Here is a 20,149-nt window from a genome sequence, read left to right on the forward strand (position 1 = left end):
GTCAGATGCTCTACCGACTGAGCTAATGGCTCAAATTTTTAATGAAAATATTATTAAGTTTTCTTTATCGCTCATACAGCCAGTAATCCAAATAATAAGTGGTGCCGGCCAGAGGACTTGAACCCCCAACCTACTGATTACAAGTCAGTTGCTCTACCAATTGAGCTAAGCCGGCGTATATTATTAAGATAAATGGTGGCTCGGGACGGAATCGAACCGCCGACACGAGGATTTTCAGTCCTCTGCTCTACCGACTGAGCTACCGAGCCTTATTAAAATGGCGGTCCCGACCGGGGTCGAACCGGCGATCTCCTGCGTGACAGGCAGGCATGTTAACCACTACACCACGGGACCATTTGGTTGCGGGGGCAAGATTTGAACTTGCGACCTCTGGGTTATGAGCCCAGCGAGCTACCGAACTGCTCCACCCCGCGGCGACATGTATGACTATACGTGCCGCGGGGTGGAGCCGCAAATCGGCTACCCGGCGGGCTGCTCGGCCGGCTCCTCGGGGGCCGGGGCGCCCTCCGCCTCGGGGACCCCGACGCCGTCCGCCTCGAGCGCGCGCTCGATGGCGTCCTGCAGCCGCTGCTGGGCCTCGCCGTAGGCGGTCCAGTCCCCGTCCTGCAGCGCGGCCTCGGACTCCTGGATCGCCTGGTTGGCGTCGCTGAGGGCGTCCTCGAGGCTCGCGCCGCCGGCCGGGGCCTCCGCCCCGCCCTCGCCGTCCGGGCTCCCGGCCTCGGCGTCGTCGACGCCCGCACCGGAGGACGTCTGGGCGCCGGAGTCGCCCTGGAAGACCTCGTCGAGGGCCTCCTCGAGGGTCGGCGCGAAGCCCACCTCCTCGCCGAAGCCGACGAGCACGCGCCGCAGCGTCGGGTACGCGGCGTCGCCCGAGGACTGGACGTAGACGGGCTGCACGTACAGCATGCCTCCGCCCGCGGGCAGGGTCAGCAGGTTCCCGTTGATGACCTCGGAGGCGCCCTGGCGGAGCAGGTTCAGCTCCGTGGAGACGTCGGTGTCCGAGTTGAACAGGTTCTGCGCCTGGCCGGGGCCGGGCACCACGGAGGATCGCGGCAGCTCCAGCAGGCGCAGCGTGCCGTACTCGTCGCTCTTCACGCCGTCCTCGCCGGTGCCGGCGTCGGAGTTGGCGGAGAGGTACCCGTACATCACGTTGCGGGTGTTGCCCGTCTCGGACTGCTGCGGGATGAAGGAGGTGGTGAGGGAGAAGTTGGCCTCCTCCTCACCGGGCATCCGCATCGACAGGTAGTACGGGGGCAGCGCCACGTCGGAGTCCTGCGTCGGGTCGTTGGGCACGGACCACACGTCGTCGTTCTGGTAGAAGCTCCCCGAGTCCGTGACGTGGTAGCGGTTGAGCAGCTCCCGCTGGACCTTGAACATGTCCTGCGGATAGCGCACGTGCGCCATGAGCTCGGCCGACATCTCGGAGTAGGGCTGGAGCGTGTTCGGGAAGACGTTCTGCCACGCCTTCAGCACCGGGTCCTGGTCGTCCCACGCGTACAGGTTCACGGTGCCGTCGTAGGCGTTGACCGTGGCCTTGACCGAGTTGCGGATGTAGTTGACCCGCTCCGGCGGCAGGGCCGCCGCGGCGCCCTGGGCGGTCTGCGTGTCCTGCGTCGCCTCCTGCAGCACCGACGGCGTCGAGTACGGGAAGGCGTCCGAGGTGGTGTAGGCGTCCACGATCCACTGCACCTGGCCGTCGATGATGGCCGGGTACGGGGCGCCGTCGACCGTCAGGTACGGGGCGACCTTCTCGATGCGCTCGCGCGGGTCCCGGTCGTAGAGGATCTGCGACTCCGGGCGCACGGCGTCCGAGAGCAGCATGTCCGAGGACTGGAACTTGATGCCGTAGGCGAGCCGGTTGAAGAAGTTGCCGATGCTGGGCCCGCCGTTGCCGGCGAACGTCGTCTTGGCGTCGCCCGCCTCGTCGCCGGCCGTCTGCGGGCGGTCCAGCTCGAGGGGCTCGTCGCCCTCGGCGCCGCCGACGATGGAGTACAGGGGGGAGTTCTCCCCGAAGTAGATGCGCGGCTCGTAGTCGTCCGAGATCACGCCCCGGGACGGGATCCCCGACTGCATGAACTGCGGCTTGCCGTCCACCTCGACCCGGTTGCCGTAGGCGGCGACCACGCCGTAGCCGTGGGTGTAGACCACGTGCTGGTTGAACCACCCCTGGTTCTGGTCGGGGTTCAGCTCACGCGTCGCGATGACGGTGTCCTGGACCTCGCCGTCGATCTCGTAGCGGTCCACGTTGAGGGTGTCCGGGAACTGGTAGTACGGGCGGAACTGCTGGAGCTGCGAGAACGCCGCGGAGACCACGTTGGGGTCCAGCAGGCGGATGTTCGAGGTGGTCTCGGTGTCCTGGCGCAGGGCGCCCTGCTCGGTCTCCGTGGTGGCGTCGTACGGCATGACCTCGGCCGCGTCCAGCCCGTAGGCCGCACGGGTGAGATCGATGTTGCGCTGGATGTACTGGCTCTCCAGGGCCTGCTCGGTGGGCGTGACCTGGAAGCGCTGCACGATCCACGGGTAGATCCCGCCGGCCACCACCGCGACCACGAGCAGCATGGCGGTGCCGATGAGCGGCAGCCGCCAGCGGCCGATGAAGGACGCGACGAGGAACAGGATCGCGACGATCAGGGCGGCCGCGGCCAGGATCGCCTTGGTGGGGATCACGGCGTTGACGTCGGTGTACAGCGCGCCGGTCCACGTCCCGGACGTGGACTGCAGCGTGGAGTACCGGTCCAGCCAGAAGTTCGCGGCCTGGAGCAGCAGGAACAGCGCGGCCAGCACCCCCAGGTGCACCCGGGACGCCCGGGTGGTGTTGAGCCCGCGCTCGGTGATCCGGATGCCGCCGTAGACGTAGTGCATCAGGATCCCGGCCACGCCGGCCAGCAGGATCGCCGAGACGAGGAAGCCGATGAGGAAGCGCAGGAACGGGAGGGTGAAGACGTAGAAGCCGATGTCGAGGCCGAACTGCGGGTCCTCCTGGCCGAACGGCTCCTGGTTGAGGAACAGCAGGACGGTGTCCCACTGGGTCATCGCCGTGCTCGCCGCGAAGAGCCCGAAGAGCACGGGCACGACCACCATGACGATCCTGCGCACCGGCTCCAGGGCCTCCTGGTAGCGGCGCAGGTTGTCGTCCACGATGGACTCGGCCGTGATGGGCCGGTGCCGGTAGGCCAGGAAGAGGCTGGCGAACATCAGCGCCGCGACCAGCACGGCGGCGATCACGAAGATCACGATCTTCGTGACGTTCTCGGTGACGAACACGCTGAGGTAGCCCAGCTGGTCGTACCACATGACGTCCGTGTAGAGCTGGGTCAGTCCCACGAAGGCGGCGATGAGGACCAGGACGACGACGACCGTGGGCCACAGCGCACCCCGCTTCCGCCGCTGTCCTGCTGGCTGCTGCCTCGGTGGTCGGGGGGCTGTGGGTCCGGCGGTCACTGGTTACCTCTGCAATCGGGGTCGTTCGTCAGGTGTGGTGCGTGAAGTCGTGGGGTGTGGCCTGCGTCGGGGAGGAGCGCCGCCGGCAGGTCGCCGGGGCACCCCGTCCATTCTGCCCGCGGCCTTCTCGGGGGTGCAATCGTGCACACGGCGCCGGTCATCGGGCGGTGCACCCCGGCAGCGCCGACAGGTCCCCGCCCTCCCCGGCCGTCCCGGCGGCGGCCACGGCGTCGTCGAGGGTGCGCACGGACACGACCGTCAGCCCCTCGGGGACGTGCCCCTGCGCCTCGGCGCAGTTGCCCTCCGGGGCGAGGAAGACCTCCGCCCCGGCCGCGGCGGCTCCCTCGAGCTTCTGCCGGATGCCGCCGATGGGCCCCACCTCCCCCTCCGGGGTGATGGTGCCGGTGCCGGCCACGTGCCGGTCCCCGGCGATCGAGCCCGGGGTGAGCTCGTCGACGATGCCCAGGGCGAACATCATGCCCGCGCTGGGCCCGCCCACCTCGTCGAGCTCGAAGGCCACGTCGATCGGGAAGTCGTAGGCGGCCATGAGGAACACGCCCAGCTGCCAGTTCCCCGAGGCCTCGTCGCGCACGGTGTCCACCGCGATGTCGCGCGGCGCCCCGGAGCGCTCGACCTGCAGGGTGACCCCCCGCTCCCCCGCCGCGTCGAGCGCCGACTTGAGGGACGGCAGCGACGGGACGGGCTCCCCGTCCACGCCGCGCAGGACGTCGCCGTGCTCGAGGACCCCCTCCGCGGGGCCGCCGGGGACCGTGTCCTGCACCGAGAGCCGGGTGTCGAAGTCCAGGCCGAGGTGGGTCAGGGCGGCGGCGACCGAGTCCTCCTGCGACGTGCTCATGGCCGCCATGCTGTGCTGGTCGACCTCCTCGCCGGAGACCTCCCGGGGGTAGAGGGTGTCGGCCGGCACCACGGACGCCGACGGGTCCAGCCAGGACCCGAGGACGGCGAGCACGCTGACGCTCTTGTTGGGCCCACCGGTGACGTAGACCGTGGTCAGGTCGAGGACGGAGTCGCTCGGGTAGGTCGGGGCGCCGGAGACCCCCAGCAGCTGCCGGCCGTCGTGCTCCCCGACCGTGTTGAACGTGGGCCCGGGCGCCTCGATGACGAACGGGGCGGGCAGCACGGTCCCGGCCAGCAGCAGCCCGGCGGAGCCCAGCAGCGCCCACGACTCGAGCCCGCGGCGGCGCAGGGCCCGGCGCGGGCGGGGGGATGCGGTCACGGGCGGTCCTCGGCGGTCGTCGACGGGAGGACCGGGGGCTGCGGGGCCGCCCGGTCCGGACGGTCCAGCTTATCGTGCGGGACCCCGCCCTAGGCTTCCAGCGAACTGGGAGTTGGCTCATGGTCGGCCCCGCCCGGGGCTCGCTACGCTGGGAGCAGAGACGTCGGGCGCGCCCGTGCCGCCCGATCCCCCGACCCGACCCGACCGAAGAACGGTGGACCCATGACTCCTCAGCCTCCCCACGACCGCTCCGGGAACACCCCGGGGGACGACTCCGGCGACGGCCCCAAGGACCCCTTCCAGGAGATGCTCGAGCGCCTCATGGGACAGGGCGGGATGAGCCCCAAGGACCTCCAGCGCGCCGGCGTGCCGATGGACCCCCAGGCGATGTCCATGATGTTCCAGCAGATCCAGTCGATGATGGGCGCCGGGGCGTCCGAGGGGCCGGTCAACTGGAAGCTCGCCCACGACCACGCCCGGCAGATCGCCGCCGCCGACGGCGACCCGTCCGTGACCCCCGCCCAGCGCGGCGCGGTCGAGGACGCGATGCGTCTCGCGGAGCTGTGGCTGGCCGACCGCACCGAGTTCGGCCAGCCCTCGATCCTGCCCCAGGCGTGGTCCCGCGCGGAGTGGATCGAGGCCACCCAGGAGACCTGGAAGGAGATGACCGGCCCGGTCGCGGAGTCCGTGACGAAGGCGCTCACCGACGCCCTCACCCAGCAGCTGCCCCCCGAGCTGTCGGCCATGATGGGCGGGGCCTCGGGCATGCTCGCCGGCGCCGGGGGGATGCTGTTCGGGATCCAGCTGGGCCAGGCGATCGGCGGCCTGTCCCGCGAGGTGCTGTGCTCCACCGACATCGGCCTGCCGCTCGCGGAGGGCCGCTCCGGCCTGCTGCCCGGCAGCATCAGGGCGTTCGGCGAGGGCCTGGACGTCCCGGTGCAGGAGATCATGCTCTACCTGGCCGTGCGCGAGGCGGCCCACGTCCGGCTCTTCGCCGCGAACCCGTGGCTGCGCCAGCACATCCTGGACCTGATCAAGCGCTTCTCCGCGGGGATCCACATCGACATGTCCCGCATCGAGGAGGCCGCCCGGGACATCGACCCGATGGACCCCTCGAGCATGCAGGAGGCCCTGACCTCCGGGATCTTCGCCCCGCAGCAGACCCCGGACCAGGAGGTCACCCTCAAGCGGCTCGAGACGGTGCTCGCCCTCGTGGAGGGCTGGGTGCACGTGGTGACCGTCGCCTCCACGGCCAACCTGCCCTCCGCGGACGCCCTGTCCGAGACCGTCCGGCGGCGCCGCGCCTCCGGCGGGCCGGCCGAGCACGCGTTCGGCTCCCTCGTGGGGCTGGAGCTGCGCCCGCGGCGGCTGCGCGAGGCCGCGCAGTTCTGGCAGTACGTCGGCGAGCGACGCGGGGTGCAGGACCGGGACGGGCTGTGGGACGCCCCGGAGCTGCTGCCCACCGACGAGGACCTCGACGATCCCGCGGGCTTCTCCGAGCGCCGCGGGCTGCTCACCGCGTCCGAGGACGAGGTCGACGCCGCGCTCCAGCGGCTGCTCGCGGGCGACTACGAGGGACCCGGCGCGGGCGGCGGCCCGGCTGCGGACGGCACGGACGGCGGTCCGGCGGCCGACGGCGGCGCCGGGGATCCCGAGGACGACGGGACTCAGGACGGGGACGGCTCCCGCTGATCGGCCTCGGCGCCGCCGGCGTGCCGGTGCGCCCACGCGGCGCCGTCGAGGAACGCCCGGGCCTTCTCCGCGAGGGGGTACCGGGCCATCAGCTCCCGGAACCGTGGACTGTGGTCGGCCTCGAGCAGGTGCGCGAGCTCGTGCACCAGCACGAAGTCGAGCACCCACTCCGGGGCCTCCTGGAGCTGCGCCGAGATCCGGATGACCCCGGTGGCGGGCGTCGCGGAGCCCCACCGGGTGTGCTGGCGCCCGGACCACCGGACGTCCGAGGGCTCGGCCCGGCCGTCGAGGTGGCGCCGCGACAGCTCCCGGGCGCGCCGGAGAAGACGGTCGTCGGAGCGCCGGTCCGCGCCCTTGGCCGCCTCCCGGCGCCGGCGCTCCACGACGCGGGGCACCAGCTCACGGGTCCAGTGCTCGATCTCCCGCCGGGTGGCCGTCTGGGGGACCGAGAGCACCACCGTGTCCTCGCTCCAGTGGGCGGACACGGTCTTGCGCCGACGGGCGGAGCGGCGCACGACGACCTCGGGCTGCGACGGTACGGGCATGGGGCCATTGAACACGCCGCGGGCGCGGGCCGCGAAACACCGTCCCGGTCCCGTGTGCACGGTCCCGCGACGTGGACTGTGGACGGCCCGCCGGCGGGCGCGCCGCGGGCCCGGTCCGGGTGACAGTGGCGGGGTCCCGCCCGCGCGTCCCGGAAGGCGTCCCGTGCCCACCACCCCGCTCCCCGACCCGTCCCCGGCTCCCGGCCGCGCAGCGGACCGGCGCCGGTCCTGTCTCGAGCTCCCCCGCCCGGAGGAGGTGCACGTCCTGCTGCTGGGCCTGGACGCCCTCGCGGCGGCGCTGGCCGTGCGGCTGCTGCGCTGCGGAGTGCTCGGGCTCAACGTCTGCGACACCGCGGCCGTGACGACCGCCGACCTGGGCACCGGCGCGTACCGGCCCGCCGACGTCGGCCGGACCCGGGAGGCGGCACTGCGCCGGAGGCTGCGCGAGCTCGATCCCCGGTGCGCTCCCGTCAGCGCCCCGGGGATGTTCCCCGGAGCGCTCCTGCCGGGCACCGTGGTGGTGCACAGCACCGGCCGCCCCGTCCCGGCCGGGGCGGTGGAGCCGGAGGCGTGGGCGGCCATCGATCCCCGGCACCCGCTGATCTCGCTGCACCGCGCCGGCGGGGCGCTGCTGCGCTGGCCCACGGTGCCCTGGGCGCACCGGCCCTGCCCGGACTGCGTGGGGGCGACGCTCGCGGGCCGGGAGCCCGGCGCGGCGCCCCGCGGTCCCGCCGCCGTCCTCGCGGCGTGGGCGGCACCGGCCCACGCGGAGGCCGTCGCGGTCCGCCTGGCCGTCGAGGTGCTCGCGGTGGCCCTGGAGTCGCTGTGCGAACCGGACGGGCTCGGGCCCGGGACCGGGGAGCGGACCGGCGCCCTGCAGGCCGCCCTCTTCGCCCCGCCGTGGCCGGAGGCGGTGTCGTGGCCCCGGATCGACCGGAGCCGGTGCCTGTGCGGGCTGGATCAGGAGTGAGCGCGGGCACCCCCGGTGCGGGACCGGTCCCGGGGCGGGCGGGTGCCGTCCGTCCCGCGCAGGGCGTCGAGGAAGCGTGAGGGCTTGCGCGTGGGCCGGCCGCCCGGGGTGCGGGACAGGGTCCAGGACAGCACCAGGTGCTCCCGCGCCCGGGTGATCCCCACGTAGAGCAGCCGGCGCTCCTCGTCGATCTCGTCGGCGGTCTCGGCGAAGCCGATCGGGACGAGCCCCTCGCTGAGGCCCGCCAGGAACACGGCGTCCCACTCCAGGCCCTTGGCCGAGTGCAGGGACGCGAGGGTGACCCCGTTCATGACGGGGGCGTCCTGCTGGGCCACGCGCCGCTCGAGCTCCGCGGCGAGGTCGGGCAGGACGAAGGGCTCCTCGCGGGCGGCGGCGTCCGCCGCCATCCGGTCCGCGAGGGAGACCAGCGCGGCCAGCGACTCCCACCGCTCGCGGACCGCGCCCGTCGACCTCGGGGCCCGGTCCGAGTAGCCGAGGGAGGAGAGGATGTCGCGCACCAGGCGCGTGGGCTCGTCCGTGGCCTCGGCCGCCCGCGCCGCCGTGCGCAGCTGCACCACGGCCTGCTTGACCTCGGGCCGGTTGAAGAAGCGCTCCGTGCCGCGCAGCTGGAAGCCGATCCCCGCCTCGGCGAGCGCGGTCTCGAAGGCCTGCGACTGCCCGTTCGTGCGGAAGAGCACGGCGATCTCGGCCGCGGGCACGCCGTCGTCGATCAGGTCCTGGATGCGGGCCGCCGTCCCCGCCGCCTCGGCCTCGTCGTCCGCGTACTCGTTCCAGGACGGCGGCGGCCCGTCCGGGCGCTGCGCCACCAGGCGCAGCGGAGTGGCCCAGGCACCGGGGGTCGATCCCCGCGCCGGCCGGCGGGCGGCGAGCAGGCGGTTGGCGGTCTCCACGACCTGGGGGGTGGAGCGGTAGTCGCGCACCAGCTCGATCACCCGCGCCTTCGGGTGCCGGGCCGGGAACTCGAGCAGGTGGCGGGAGGTGGCGCCGGTGAAGGAGTAGATCGTCTGGGAGGCGTCGCCCACCACGCAGACGTCGTCCCGGCCGCCGAGCCAGGCGTCGAGGAGTCGCTGCTGGAGCGGGGAGACGTCCTGGTACTCGTCGACCACGAAGTGCCGGTACTGCTCGCGCACGGTCGCGGCGACGCGCTCGTCCTTCTCGAGCACGGCCACCGTCAGCAGCAGGACGTCCTCGAAGTCGATGAGGTGCCGGTCGGTCTTGAGCTCCTCGTAGGACTGGTACAGGCGCTGGACCGTGCGCACGTCGTAGTTCAGCGGCATCTCGCGCCCGGCGGCCCGGGCGGGGTACGTGTCGGGGGTCAGCATCGACACCTTGGCCCACTCGATCTCGGCGGCGAGGTCCCGCACCGCAGCCCGGTCCGTGGACAGGCGCATGTTCTGCGCAGCCTCGGTGATGAGCCGCGCCTTGTGCTCCACGAGCCCGGGCAGGGGTCCGCCCACGGACTGGGGCCAGAAGTACTGCAGCTGGCGCAGGGCCGCGGCGTGGAACGTGCGCGTCTGCACCCCGGCGGCCCCGAGCCCGCGCAACCGGTTGCGCATCTCGTTGGCGGCCCGCGCGGTGAACGTCAGCGCCAGGACCTTCTGCGGGGTGTAGACGCCCGTGGCGATGCCGTAGGCGATCCGGTGCGTGATGGCACGGGTCTTGCCCGTGCCGGCGCCCGCGAGCACGCACACGGGGCCGCGCAGCGTGGTCGCGACCTCCCGCTGCTCGGGGTCCAGGCCCGCGAGGATGCGCTCCTCGAGGGGCGCCTCGACGTCCGTGGCGGCCTCTCCCCCGGTCACCACGCGGTCTCCGGGAGGTCCTCACCGAGCCAGTGCGCGATGAGCGCGTGCGCGATGGAGACCCGGCCGGGGAGCGTCACCGCCCCGGTGCGCGCGGCCTCCCGCAGCTGCTCCCGCGTGAACCAGCGCAGCTCGAGGATCTCCTGACCGTCCGGGACGGCCGCCCCGGACTGCACGACGGCCCGGCAGCCGAGCATCAGGGAGCGCGGGAACGGCCAGGGCTGGGAGCCCAGGTACTGCACGTCCCCCACGATCAGGCCCGCCTCCTCGGCGACCTCGCGGACCACGGCCTGCTCGAGGGACTCCCCCGGCTCCACGAACCCGGCGAGCGTCGAGAACCGGTTGCCCTTCCACAGGGCGGACCGGCCCAGCAGCAGCCGTTCCCGGGCGGGATCGGGGTGCCCGTCGCTGACCGCCACGATGATCGCGGGATCGGTGCGCGGGAAGTGCAGCGAGTCGTCGTTGCGGCACTGCCGCGCCCATCCCGAGCGGATCACCTCGGTCGGCTCCCCGCACTGGGGGCACCGGGGGTGGTCACGGTGCCACAGGCCCACGGACTGTGCCGTGACGAGCAGCGAGGTGTCCCCGGCCGGGAGCACCGGCCCGAGCTCACGCAGGCCGGCCCAGCGCAGCTCCCCGCCGCCCCGGGCGGCGGCGAACGCGCCGACCGCGGCCACGAGGGGCTCCGGCACCGCGAAGGGCTCCGCCGCGGCGTCCTCGCCCCCGGGCTCGGGGGCGGCCACGGCGCGCAGCAGGACCCGGGGGCCGCGGCCTCCGTCCGCACCGGGCAGCCGGCCCAGGTAGACCTCCGGCCGGCGCGGGTCGTGGGGCGCGGCCGGGAGCTCGGCCGCGGGCACCAGGACCAGGGAGTCCTCGGCCACGGGGGCGAGACCGCCCGCGAGCACGAGCACGAGCGTGCTGGGGTCCTGCGCGGCGAGCACGCGCACGTCCTGGAGCTCGCGGTCGACGGCGTCACGGTCGAAGGCCGTCGCCGCGAACGGCATCCGGGCCGGCGAGAGACGCTCGGGGGCGGGGATCTGGGGGGAGCCGGGAACGGGCTCGGAAGGGGTGGAGGCGGGCACGTCCCCCACTGTAGCGACCCGGACGGACCCCGGGACGGGCGGGTGGGGACGAGGTGCGCTGCCGGGCCGCCGCCCCCGCCTCTTGTAGGGTGGATGCCGTGAGCACGTCCCTCGAGCACCTGGCCGCCGTCGCCGCCGCAGGCGTCCCCGGACTCGCACCCGTGGCCGTGGGACCGTCCCCCGACGACGACGCCGACTTCCGCTCGGCCGTGGTCGTCGACTCCTCCGGCCGGCGCTGGCGGGTGCGCTCCCCGCTGAGCCCCGAGGCGAGCGTGCGCCTGGAGACCGAGCACCTCGTGCTCCGCTGCTTCACCCCCGCCGTCCGGTCACGGCTCCCGTTCCTGGTGCCCACCGCCGCGGGCTGCGTGGCGCACGGGGACCTGCACGCCTTCGTGCACTCCCACATCGAGGGCGCACCGCTGGACATCGACGCGCTCGCCCGCATGGCCGCCGCCCCGGATCCCGAGCACCACCGGCACGTGCCCAGCGCCGAGCCGCCCCCCACGCTCAGCGTGCAGCTCGGGCGCCTCCTGGCCGCGATCCACGCGCTGCCGACCGCCCTGGTCCTGGACGCCGACCTGCCCGGCTACACCACCGAGCAGTGCCGGCGCCGGCGTCTCACGGAGCTGCGCCGGGCGGCCGCCACCCGGCGCGTGCCGTCCACGCTGCTGCGCCGCTGGGAGCAGGTGCTGGAGGATCCCGCCGTGTGGCGGTTCCGGCCGCGGGTGGTCCACGGCGATCTGCAGGAGGACGAACTCGTGATCTCCCGCGGACGGGTGCGCGGGGTGACCGGGTGGACCGATCTGCACGTTGGCGATCCCGCCGGGGACTTCGCGTGGCTGTTCGCGGCGCGCGACGCCCGCCTCGCCGAGGGCGTGCTCGAGGCCTACGCCGCCGCGTGCCGCCGGACGTCCTTCCAGGCGCCCGACGGCGCGCCGGACCCGCACCTGCTGGACCGGGCCCGGCTCGACGCCGAGCTCGCCCTCGCGCAGTGGCTCGTGCGCGGCGTGGACCGCGGCGCACCGGAGCTGGTCGCGGACGCGGAGCAGATGCTCGCCACCCTCGAGCGGGACGTCGCCCGGCGCCCCGAGCCGGCACCGGACGCGGTCCCCCAGGGCACCGCGCCGGAGACCACGGCGGAGAGCGCAGCGGGCACCCCGGTGGAGAGCGTGCCGGACGCCGACCTGCGGGACGGGTCGCCCGGTGCCGCGGCGCCGACCCCTCCGGCCGCGGACCCCGACCCGGCCGGCGCGCCTAGTGTCACCGGCCGCGCGACGCCGCCGGCCGGGACCGGCCGGCCGGATCAGGGCCGCAGCACCACGTCGTAGGCCTTCCGGACCACGGCCTCGAGCTCCTCGGCGCCGGACAGGTCGTGCGGGCGGACGACCCGGTCCTCGGCCACGTAGTAGAAGGCGGCGGTGACCTCCTCGAGCGGGACGGACCGCAGCCGGGACCACGCGAGCCGGTACACGGCCAGCTGCGCCGACCGCTCCCGCAGCTCCCGGCCGGCCGGTGCCCGCCCCGTCTTCCAGTCGACCAGCTCCCACGTGCCGTCGCCGTTGCGGAACACGGCGTCCACCCTGCCGCGGACCGTGATGCCGGCGATCGGGGTCTCCAGCGGGAACTCCACGGCGTACGGCTGGCGGTCGGCCCACGGGCTCGACCGGAACGTCGCGGCGAGCTCGGGGAGGTCGTAGGCGGCGTCGACGTAGTCGTCGGCGGTGCCCGGCAGCTCCCCGACGTCGAAGATCGCGGAGCTGCCGTAGTACTGCTCGATCCAGGCGTGGAAGGTGGTGCCCCGCCGCGCGGCGGTGCCGGGCCGGCGCGGCATCGGCCGGCGCAGGCCGGACACGACCTCGAGCGGGTCGCGGGCGAGCGCCACGAGGGTCGAGGCCGAGACGTGGGACGGCATGGGGACGGTCCGCTCGGCCCGGCCGTCCTCGTGCCGGGCGAGCAGGATCCTCGCCTCCTCGGACCAGCGGCGCGGGTCGGGGTCGCGCCCGTCCCGCTCCGCGACGCCGAGCAGGTCCTCGACGTCGAGGTCCGCGGTGTCCTCGAACCCGCGTTCCCGCACCGCGCGGGCGGCCCGTTCGAGCACGGCCCGGCGGCCGAGGTGCGGGGGCGGGCTCGTGCGCACGGCACTCCCACCGCTCTCGTCCGTGACGGTCTCGGTGACCTCGGGGCCCTCCAGCGGGTCGTAGGGCCACGGAGCGCTCAGCACTGTGGCCGCGGCGGGGTTGCGGGTCCCTTCCGGCACCTCGGCCCAGGGACCGGTGCGGACGGGCGGCTCGGGGCCCTCGGTCAGCGGCACCAGCTCCGTGACGAACACGGACGGCTCCTGGCCCTTGACGGCCGTGCCCCGGAACACGGTGCAGGAGAGCTCCAGGACCTCCCGGGCCCGGGTCACGGCCACGTAGGCGAGGCGGCGCTCCTCGTCCTCGGCGTGCTGGGCCGCCAGCTCCAGGTACTCCGCGTGGGACTCCTCGAGGGCCTTGAGGTCGGTCGTGTCCACGGTCCACTGCGGCAGGAACCGGGCGTCGCCGCGCAGCGGCCAGGCCAGGGTCCCGGTGTCGAGGGTCCAGCGGGAGTTCTTGTCGGAGGGGAAGTTCCCGGCGTTGAGCCCGGGGACGTAGACGTGGTCCCACTCGAGGCCCTTGGAGGCGTGGACGGTGACGAGCTGCACGGCGTCGTGCCGCGTGCGGTCGGGGCCGGGCTCGAGCCCGTTCTCCTCCGCGAGCGTGACGTCGAGCCACGCGAGGAAGGCCGAGACGTCGGTGCTCGTGGAGAACGCGGTGAAGGACTGTGCGGCCTCGTGGAAGGCGTCCAGGTTGCGCCGGGCCCGGTGGACGGGACGGTGGGGGTGCGCGGCGACCTCGACGTCGAGCCCGAGGACCGTCTCGACCTCGTGCAGCAGGGACGGCAGGTCGTCGGAGAGGAAGGAGCGCAGGTGGTCGAGCTCGGCGCGCAGCCGGGTCAGGCGCTCCCGCGCGGTCTCGGACAGGGTGCGGGCGTGCGCGGAGGTCCAGCCGGGCCGCGGGAGGGTCTCGAGGGCCTCGACGAGGGACGCGTGGTCGGAGAGGTCGGGCTCGACGAGGGCGTCCTCCTGGGCCTCCTCCGCGGTCACCGGGCTCTCGAGGTCCTCGGCCCGGCCCGCCTGCGCCGCCTCCGTGCGGCGGCGCTCCAGGTGCGAGGCCCAGTCGGCGAGGGCCATGAGGTCCCGGGTGCCGATCCGCCAGCGGGCGCCCGCGAGCAGCCGCACCAGGGCGTCCGAGCGACCGGGGTCGTCGAGGACCCGGAGGGTCGCGACGACGTCGGAGACCTCCGGGGTGCTGAGCAGCCCGCCCAGACCCACGACCTCGTAGGGGACGCCCCGGGCGGCGAGCTCCCGGCGGACGGGCTCGATCTGGGAGCGCTTGCGGCAGAGCACGGCCATGGTGGGCATCTGCTCCTCCGGGTCGCCGCGGTGCTGCTCGCGGCGCGCCAGGACGCGCTCCGCGAGCGCGACGGCCTCCTCGACGTCGGTCGCGTACCGGCTGATCCGCACCCGGCCGGTTCCGGCGCCGGGCCGCGGGGTGAGCTCGGGGACGGCGAGGGACGAGGCGCTGCGCGCCCACGCCGGCAGCGTCCGCAGGGGTGCAGCGAGGGTGTTGGCGACGTCGAGGATGCTCGCGTCGTTGCGCCACGCCGTGGTGAGGAAACTGGGCTCGGCGTCCTGGCCGGGCGTGACCGGGAACGAGTCGTAGAAGCCGAAGAGCTGCCCGGACGAGGCCCCGCGGAAGCCGTAGATGGACTGCTGCGGGTCGCCCACGGCCATCACGGAGTGCCCCTGGCCGAAGAGGGCGGCGAAGAGCCGCAGCTGGGCGTGCGAGGTGTCCTGGAACTCGTCCAGCAGCACCACGCGGTGCCGTTCCCGTTCGGTCCGGCGTGCGGCCGGGTCCTGTTCCGCCAGCCGGGCGGCGGCGGAGAGGAGGTCGCCGAAGTCCATGGCCTGGGCCTCGTGCTTGCGCCGGGAGAAGTCGGCCACGAGCTCGGCGAGGACCCAGGCGGTGCGCTGGTTGTCCTCGACCTTCTTCAGCTGGGCGCCGAGGGTCTTCTTCCGCCGGCCCGGCGGCGTCGTGGCCAGCTCGGCGAGCAGCCGGGACGCGAAGCGCTCCACGTCCACCGGGTCCACGAGGTGCTCCGCGCACGCGGACGCGAGGTCGAGGACGGCGGCGACCATGGTCGACTTCGCGGGCATGGTCTCGAGCAGCTCCCCGGTCCAGGCCTCGACCGTCTGCGCGGCGAGCTGCCACGTGCGGGCCTGGCCCAAAAGCGTGGTGTCGGGCTCGATCCCGATGCGCAGTCCGTAGTTGCGCACGAGGGTGTTGGCGTAGGAGTGGTAGGTGCTCACGGTCGGGTCCTGGGGGGCGGCCGGGAGGTCGTCCTCCTCGTCCCCGGCGGGTGCGACGAGCCCCTGGGCGCGCAGCCGGGCGAGCCGGGAGCGCATGCGCTCCCCCAGCTCGCCGGCGGCCTTGCGGGTGAAGGTCACGCCGAGGACCTGGTCCGGGGCCACGACACCGTTGGCCACGAGCCAGACGACCCGGTCGACCATCGTGGCGGTCTTCCCCGAGCCGGCGCCCGCGACGACCAGCCGCGGCGTGAGGGGGGCGGAGATCACCGCGGACTGCTGGGCCGTCGGCTGGTTGCCGCCGAGCAGCTCGGCGATCTCCTCGGGGCTGTAGCGGGGCTCGACGCCGCCGTAGGGGTGGTCGTCCGTGTCGTGCCGGGCGTGGTCGCCGGGGGCGTCGGTCATGGGCGCTGTCGTCTCCTGCTGTCCGGGTGGGGTGGGGCCGGGGGCCGTTCTCACGGTTCGCTCACCTGCCGTCCCTCGGCGCACAGGGGGCAGATCTGCGGCAGCTTGCAGTTGTGCCCGTTGAAGGCGCCCTCGGCCTGGTCGTGGCGGGCGGTGAACCGTTCCCCGGCCACGAGCTCCGCGGCCCGGGTGATCAGGTCCCGGGCCCAGGTGGCGTCCGGGCCGAGGGGGTCCTGCTGCTGCACGGACGGGGACTTGGCCCGGGTGCCGAGCTGGACGAGCAGGGCGCCGCCGGAGAGCTCCGTCACGGTGCCGCCGGGCAGCTCGAGGACGGTCTCGTCCGCGCCGGCGACCATCGCCGTGCCGGCCCCCGCCGTGAGCGCCACCTGGTAGGCGGCGAGCTGGGGGTGCTCGGCGATCTTCGCCCCGGCCGGCTGGTTCCGGCCGGTCTTGAGGTCGACGACGACGTAGCGGCCCTGCTCGTCGAGCTCCAGGCGGTCCACCCGGCCCCGGAGCAGGGCGTCGCGCGCCCGTCCCTGGACGAGCACGCTGAAGGCGCCCTCCACGGAGGCCAGCCGCCGGCCGTGCTTGCTGCGGGCGTCCAGGACGTACTGGGCGAACTTGCGCAGCATCTGCCGGGCCCGCTCGAGCTGCACCGTGGACTCCCAGGTGTCCGGCAGCCCCAGCGTGGGCCAGCGGCGCTCGAGCTCGGCGACCAGCTCGGAGCCCGACGCGTCCGGCAGGTCCTCCGCGACGGCGTGCACGAGGGAGCCGAGGCTGCGGCTGAGGTCGGTCGCGGCCTCGGCCCGCGAGGCGGCCACGAACCAGTCGAGGGGCGAGCGGTGGATGGTCTCGATCCGGGACGGCGAGACGGGCACGGGGACGCCGTCGTCGAAGACCGGAGCCGTGCTCGAGAGCTCCGCCGCGCCCCACCAGGTGTCGGGGTGGGCGCCGGGCACCGGGCGCCGGGAGGAGGAGATGCGGTGGAGCAGCCGGGCCGCGGCCTCGGAGCGCACCGGGTCCTCCTCGTGCAGCTGGACCCACTGCCGCAGCTCGGCCACGAGGGCGCGCAGGGTCATGGGCCGGGGGGCGTCCTGCACGGCCCGGGCGCCCTCCCCGGGCCGGCTCCCCGGGGGGTCGACGAGGTCGAGGAACTCCGAGGGCTGCTCGTCCTCGCCGGAGGCGGCCGTGACCACGAGCGTGCCGCAGCTGCGGGAGACCGCGGCGGAGAAGGAGCGCAGCTCGTCGTGGCGGACCTCCCGCATCCGGGTCACCGGGGTGACGCGCGCTGCCTGGTCGACGCCGAGGTCGAGCGCGTCGGTGAGCAGGTCCGCGCCGAGCAGCTGTCCGCGCAGGCGGGTGTTGGGCCACACGCCCTCCTGCACGCCGGCGACGAAGACCACCGGCCACTGGCGGCCCGCGGCGGTGGCCGGCGTCATGATCTCGACGGTCTCGTCGGTCGGGGCGCGGGCCGCCAGGGTGTCCATGGGCAGCTCCTGGTTGTCGATGTAGTCCAGGAACTGGGCGGGGCCGGCGCCGGGGAGGTGGTCCGCGTAGCGCTCGGCCGACTCGAACAGGCCCACCACGGCGTCGAGGTCGCGGTCGGCCCGCTCCCCCGCCGGGCCGCCCTCCAGCGCGCGGCGCCGCCAGGTCTCGGCCACCCCGGCCGCCTCCCACAGCGCCCACAGCACGGTCTCCGCCGTGGCGCCGTCCTCGCGCAGGGCACGGGTGCCGGCGGCGAGCATCCGGGCGATCCGCCGGGCGGGCACGGAGCGCACACCGGCGGCGTCGAGCGCCCCGGGGGCCACGAGGGCCTCGACGAGCAGGTCGTCGCTCGTGCGCACCCCACCCGCGGCGAGCTCCTCCGCGCGCAGCCGCTGGCGCAGCCGGCGGACGTCCATCGGGGAGGCGTTGCCGATCCGCGAGGACAGCAGCTCGACGGCGGCCTGGACGGTCAGGGCCTCGAACTGGGCGTCCGCCCCGCGGTCCGCGGCCGCCGCCTCGGTCACGATCCGCAGGGCACCCAGCAGCGGGCGCACCGCGGGTTCGTCGCGCACGGGGGTCTCCGCGGCGGAGGTGCTGACGGGCACGCCCAGGGCCGACAGCTGGCGCTCGAGGCCCTCGAGATAACGGCCGTTGCGCACCACCACGGCCATGTCCGCGAGCGGGACACCGTGCACCAGGTGCCGCTCCAGGACCTGGTGGGCGATCCAGCGGGCCTCGTGCAGCGGCGAGGAGAGCACCACCGTGGCGACCTCCCCCCGGGCGGGACCGCCGGCGACGCCCGGGGCGGCCGCCGCGCCGGCGGCTCCGGGCTCGTCGCCCTCCGCGGCGGGCCGGAGGTCGCGAGGGTGCCGGGCGCCGGCGACGGCAGGGATCCGCTCGGCCACGCGCTGCCACACCTCCGCGACGGCCGCGGGCATCCGGCGGCTCGCGCCGAGGACGTGCCGCCGGAGGGGGCGCCCGGGCTCGGCGAGACGGTCCTCGAGGGTGCGCAGCTGATCGGGCCGGGCCCCCCGGAAGCCCTGGACCACGGTGTCGGTGCAGGCGGTCAGGACGGTGTCCCGGCCCCGGCACAGCACGGCGAGCAGCCGGTGGATCGAGGGCGTCGCCTCGTGCAGGTCGTCCACGAGCACGAGGTCCAGCCGCTCCTGCTCGGCCCGCAGGAACTCCGGCCGGTCCTCGAGGACCCGTGCGGCCTCGGTCACGAGGGCCGCGGGGTCGTAGGACTCCGGCATCCGCAGCCGGCGCACGGCCTGGTACTCGGCCTGCATCGTGGCGGCCGCGACCCAGTCCGGGCGCTGCAGGCGCCGGGCGAGACCGCGGAGGTCGTCGGGGGCGAGGTCGTACTCGGACATCCGGTCGAAGAGCTCGCGCACCTCCTGGCGGAACCCGCGGGTGGACATCGCCTCCCGGAGGTCCGGGGGCCACACGACCGGGGCACCGACCCCCGCGGCGTGCCCGGCCATGAGCTCACCGATGAGCACGTCCTGCTCCGGGCCGGACAGCAGCTTGGGCCCGTGCGCGACGCCGGGGAGCAGCCCCTGGTTCTGGGCCCGCCGGAGCAGGTCGAAGGCGTAGGACTGCCAGGCCCGCACGGGCGGGGAGCTCATGGTGGCCGAGACCGCGGCCGTGAGGTCGTCCCGCAGCCGGGCCGCGGACAGCCGGGACGGCGTGAGCACGAGCAGCCGGTCCGGGTCCAGGCCGTCGCCGATCCGGCGCGCCGCCAGCTCCACGAGCACCCGGGTCCGCCCGGTCCCGGGACCGCCGAGCACGAGCCGGGGACCGCAGCCGGCACGGAGCCCGACGATCTCCTCCTGCTCGGCGCCCGGCCGCCACGGGGCGCGCTCCGGCGCGGAGCCGTGCGGGGGCACCAGGTTCCAGCGCACCGGGCCTGCCGCGGGCGCGACGGAGCTCGTGGCGTGGGTGCTGTCCTCGGAGTGCCGCATGGGTCTCATCACATCACGGGACTCCGACGGGCTAAGCACCGCGCGCCCGGCCCGCCCGTGGCGGCGGACGCGGCCTCCGGGACAGGGCGTCCGTGGCGGGTCCGACGGGGCCGGTACGGTGGGAGCCATGTCCTCGCCCTCAGGCCCCGCCGGCCCCACCGACCAGCTGCCCCTGTTCGACGCCGCCCCGCTGCGCTCGCCGAGGCCCGCTCCCCCCGCGGCGGAGGACGCCGCGGGGCAGGACGTGCTTTTCGACCTCGAGGGCTCGCCCGGCGACCCGGACGCGGCCCCCGCGTGGACCGAGGGGCCGCGCGCGTCCTTCGACCTCGAGACCACGGGCCGGGATCCGCACACGGCCCGCATCGTCACGGCGTCCGTGGTGCGCACCGACGCTGCGGGCGCGGTGACGGACGAGTGGGAGTGGCTGGCGGACCCGGGGGTGGAGATCCCCGAGGAGGCGGCCGCCGTGCACGGGGTGAGCACCGAGCGGGCCCGCGCCGAGGGACGGCCCGCCGCGGAGGTGGTCGCGGAGATCGCCGGCGTCCTGGGGGCCCTCTTCGCCGCGGGCACGCCCGTGCTGGTGTTCAACGCCTCCTACGACTTCACGGTCCTCGCCCACGAGGGCCGGCGCCACGGGGTCGACGTCCCGCAGCCCTTCCCGGTGCTGGACCCGTACGTGCTCAACAAGCAGGTGCACCGCTACCGGCGCGGCAAGCGCACCCTCGGCGCGCTGTGCGAGGAGTACGGGGTCGAGCTCACGGCGGCGCACACCTCGGCGGCGGACTCGGTGGCCACGGAACGGCTCGCGGTGCTGATGGCCCGCCGCTTCCCCGAGCTGGTCCGACCGGCGGCCGCGCTGCACGCCGACCAGGTCGGCTGGGCGGCGGAGCAGGCCGCGAGCCTCCAGGAGTACTTCCGCCGGACCCGCCCGGACGCCGTGGTCGACGGCGCCTGGCCGCTGCGCCGCCCCGAGGACGCCTGAGCGCTTCCCGGGACGGCGCCCGGCCGGACGGCGACCCGCGGGACCGCGTGGCCGACCGGGCTCAGGCGGCCGGGCGGGCCTCGGCCGCCGCGCGCGCGGCGGCCGGCAGGGCGGAGAC

Annotated in this window: 11 protein-coding genes and 4 tRNA genes; 4 read left to right on the forward strand and 11 right to left on the reverse strand. The window is 74.8% G+C overall.

Annotated features, from left to right (window positions below):
* Positions 1 to 99: 99 nt before the first annotated feature.
* From ACFU0Y_RS08730 to ACFU0Y_RS08755, 6 genes are all read right to left on the reverse strand, one after another.
* Positions 100 to 175: transfer RNA gene (locus tag ACFU0Y_RS08730), tRNA-Thr, on the reverse strand.
* An 18-nt stretch (positions 176 to 193) separates the two neighbouring features.
* Positions 194 to 269, reverse strand: a tRNA-Phe gene (locus tag ACFU0Y_RS08735).
* 9 nt (positions 270 to 278) lie between these two features.
* Positions 279 to 354: transfer RNA gene (locus tag ACFU0Y_RS08740), tRNA-Asp, on the reverse strand.
* A 3-nt stretch (positions 355 to 357) separates the two neighbouring features.
* Positions 358 to 434, reverse strand: a tRNA-Met gene (locus ACFU0Y_RS08745).
* 46 nt (positions 435 to 480) lie between these two features.
* On the reverse strand, positions 481 to 3,462 hold the full coding sequence (locus ACFU0Y_RS08750; RefSeq protein WP_380214085.1) for a UPF0182 family protein: 2,982 nt from the start codon (positions 3,460 to 3,462) through the stop codon (positions 481 to 483).
* 157 nt (positions 3,463 to 3,619) lie between these two features.
* A complete protein-coding gene (locus tag ACFU0Y_RS08755) occupies positions 3,620 to 4,699 on the reverse strand; it encodes a PDZ domain-containing protein (protein WP_380214086.1) in 1,080 nt (359 codons plus the stop codon).
* A 222-nt stretch (positions 4,700 to 4,921) separates the two neighbouring features.
* Between ACFU0Y_RS08755 and ACFU0Y_RS08760 the strand changes: the two genes are divergently transcribed.
* Positions 4,922 to 6,391 (forward strand): zinc-dependent metalloprotease, encoded by a 1,470-nt coding sequence (locus ACFU0Y_RS08760; RefSeq protein WP_380214087.1) that lies wholly within the window; start codon positions 4,922 to 4,924, stop codon positions 6,389 to 6,391.
* On the opposite strand, the gene ACFU0Y_RS08765 is transcribed toward ACFU0Y_RS08760, so the two are convergent.
* Entirely contained in the window at positions 6,367 to 6,936 is a 570-nt protein-coding gene (locus tag ACFU0Y_RS08765; RefSeq protein ID WP_380214088.1) for a M48 family metallopeptidase, read from the reverse strand. The two genes, ACFU0Y_RS08760 and ACFU0Y_RS08765, sit on opposite strands and share 25 nt — an antisense overlap.
* Before the next feature lie 163 nt (positions 6,937 to 7,099).
* Here ACFU0Y_RS08765 and ACFU0Y_RS08770 point away from each other — a divergent pair, with 163 nt between their 5' ends.
* Positions 7,100 to 7,906, forward strand: coding sequence for a ThiF family adenylyltransferase (locus tag ACFU0Y_RS08770; protein WP_380214089.1), 807 nt, complete (start codon positions 7,100 to 7,102; stop codon positions 7,904 to 7,906).
* Here the strand turns inward: ACFU0Y_RS08770 and ACFU0Y_RS08775 are convergent.
* A complete protein-coding gene (locus tag ACFU0Y_RS08775; RefSeq protein WP_380214090.1) occupies positions 7,897 to 9,729 on the reverse strand; it encodes an ATP-dependent helicase in 1,833 nt (610 codons plus the stop codon). The genes ACFU0Y_RS08770 and ACFU0Y_RS08775 overlap by 10 nt on opposite strands.
* Positions 9,723 to 10,808: an NAD(+) diphosphatase gene (gene nudC, locus ACFU0Y_RS08780; protein ID WP_380214092.1), complete on the reverse strand. Its 1,086-nt coding sequence runs from the start codon at positions 10,806 to 10,808 to the stop codon at positions 9,723 to 9,725. Before nudC ends, ACFU0Y_RS08775 begins: the two co-directional genes overlap by 7 nt.
* A gap of 98 nt (positions 10,809 to 10,906) precedes the next feature.
* On the opposite strand from nudC, the gene ACFU0Y_RS08785 reads away from it, so the two are divergent.
* Positions 10,907 to 12,136, forward strand: a complete 1,230-nt coding sequence (locus ACFU0Y_RS08785) for a phosphotransferase (protein ID WP_380214093.1) — start codon at positions 10,907 to 10,909, stop codon at positions 12,134 to 12,136.
* Here the strand turns inward: ACFU0Y_RS08785 and ACFU0Y_RS08790 are convergent.
* Positions 12,112 to 15,600: an ATP-dependent helicase gene (locus ACFU0Y_RS08790; RefSeq protein ID WP_380214094.1), complete on the reverse strand. Its 3,489-nt coding sequence runs from the start codon at positions 15,598 to 15,600 to the stop codon at positions 12,112 to 12,114. The two genes, ACFU0Y_RS08785 and ACFU0Y_RS08790, sit on opposite strands and share 25 nt — an antisense overlap.
* 50 nt (positions 15,601 to 15,650) lie before the next feature.
* Positions 15,651 to 19,049 carry an ATP-dependent helicase gene (locus ACFU0Y_RS08795; RefSeq protein WP_380214095.1) on the reverse strand — a complete coding sequence of 1,133 codons (3,399 nt, stop codon included), beginning with the start codon at positions 19,047 to 19,049 and terminating at the stop codon, positions 15,651 to 15,653.
* Between the two features lie 127 nt (positions 19,050 to 19,176).
* Between ACFU0Y_RS08795 and ACFU0Y_RS08800 the strand changes: the two genes are divergently transcribed.
* Positions 19,177 to 20,031, forward strand: a complete 855-nt coding sequence (locus tag ACFU0Y_RS08800; protein ID WP_380214096.1) for a 3'-5' exonuclease — start codon at positions 19,177 to 19,179, stop codon at positions 20,029 to 20,031.
* The last annotated feature ends 118 nt before the right edge of the window (positions 20,032 to 20,149 follow it).

The organism is Kocuria sp. NPDC057446 (assembly GCF_042802875.1).
Taxonomy (GTDB): domain Bacteria; phylum Actinomycetota; class Actinomycetes; order Actinomycetales; family Micrococcaceae; genus Kocuria.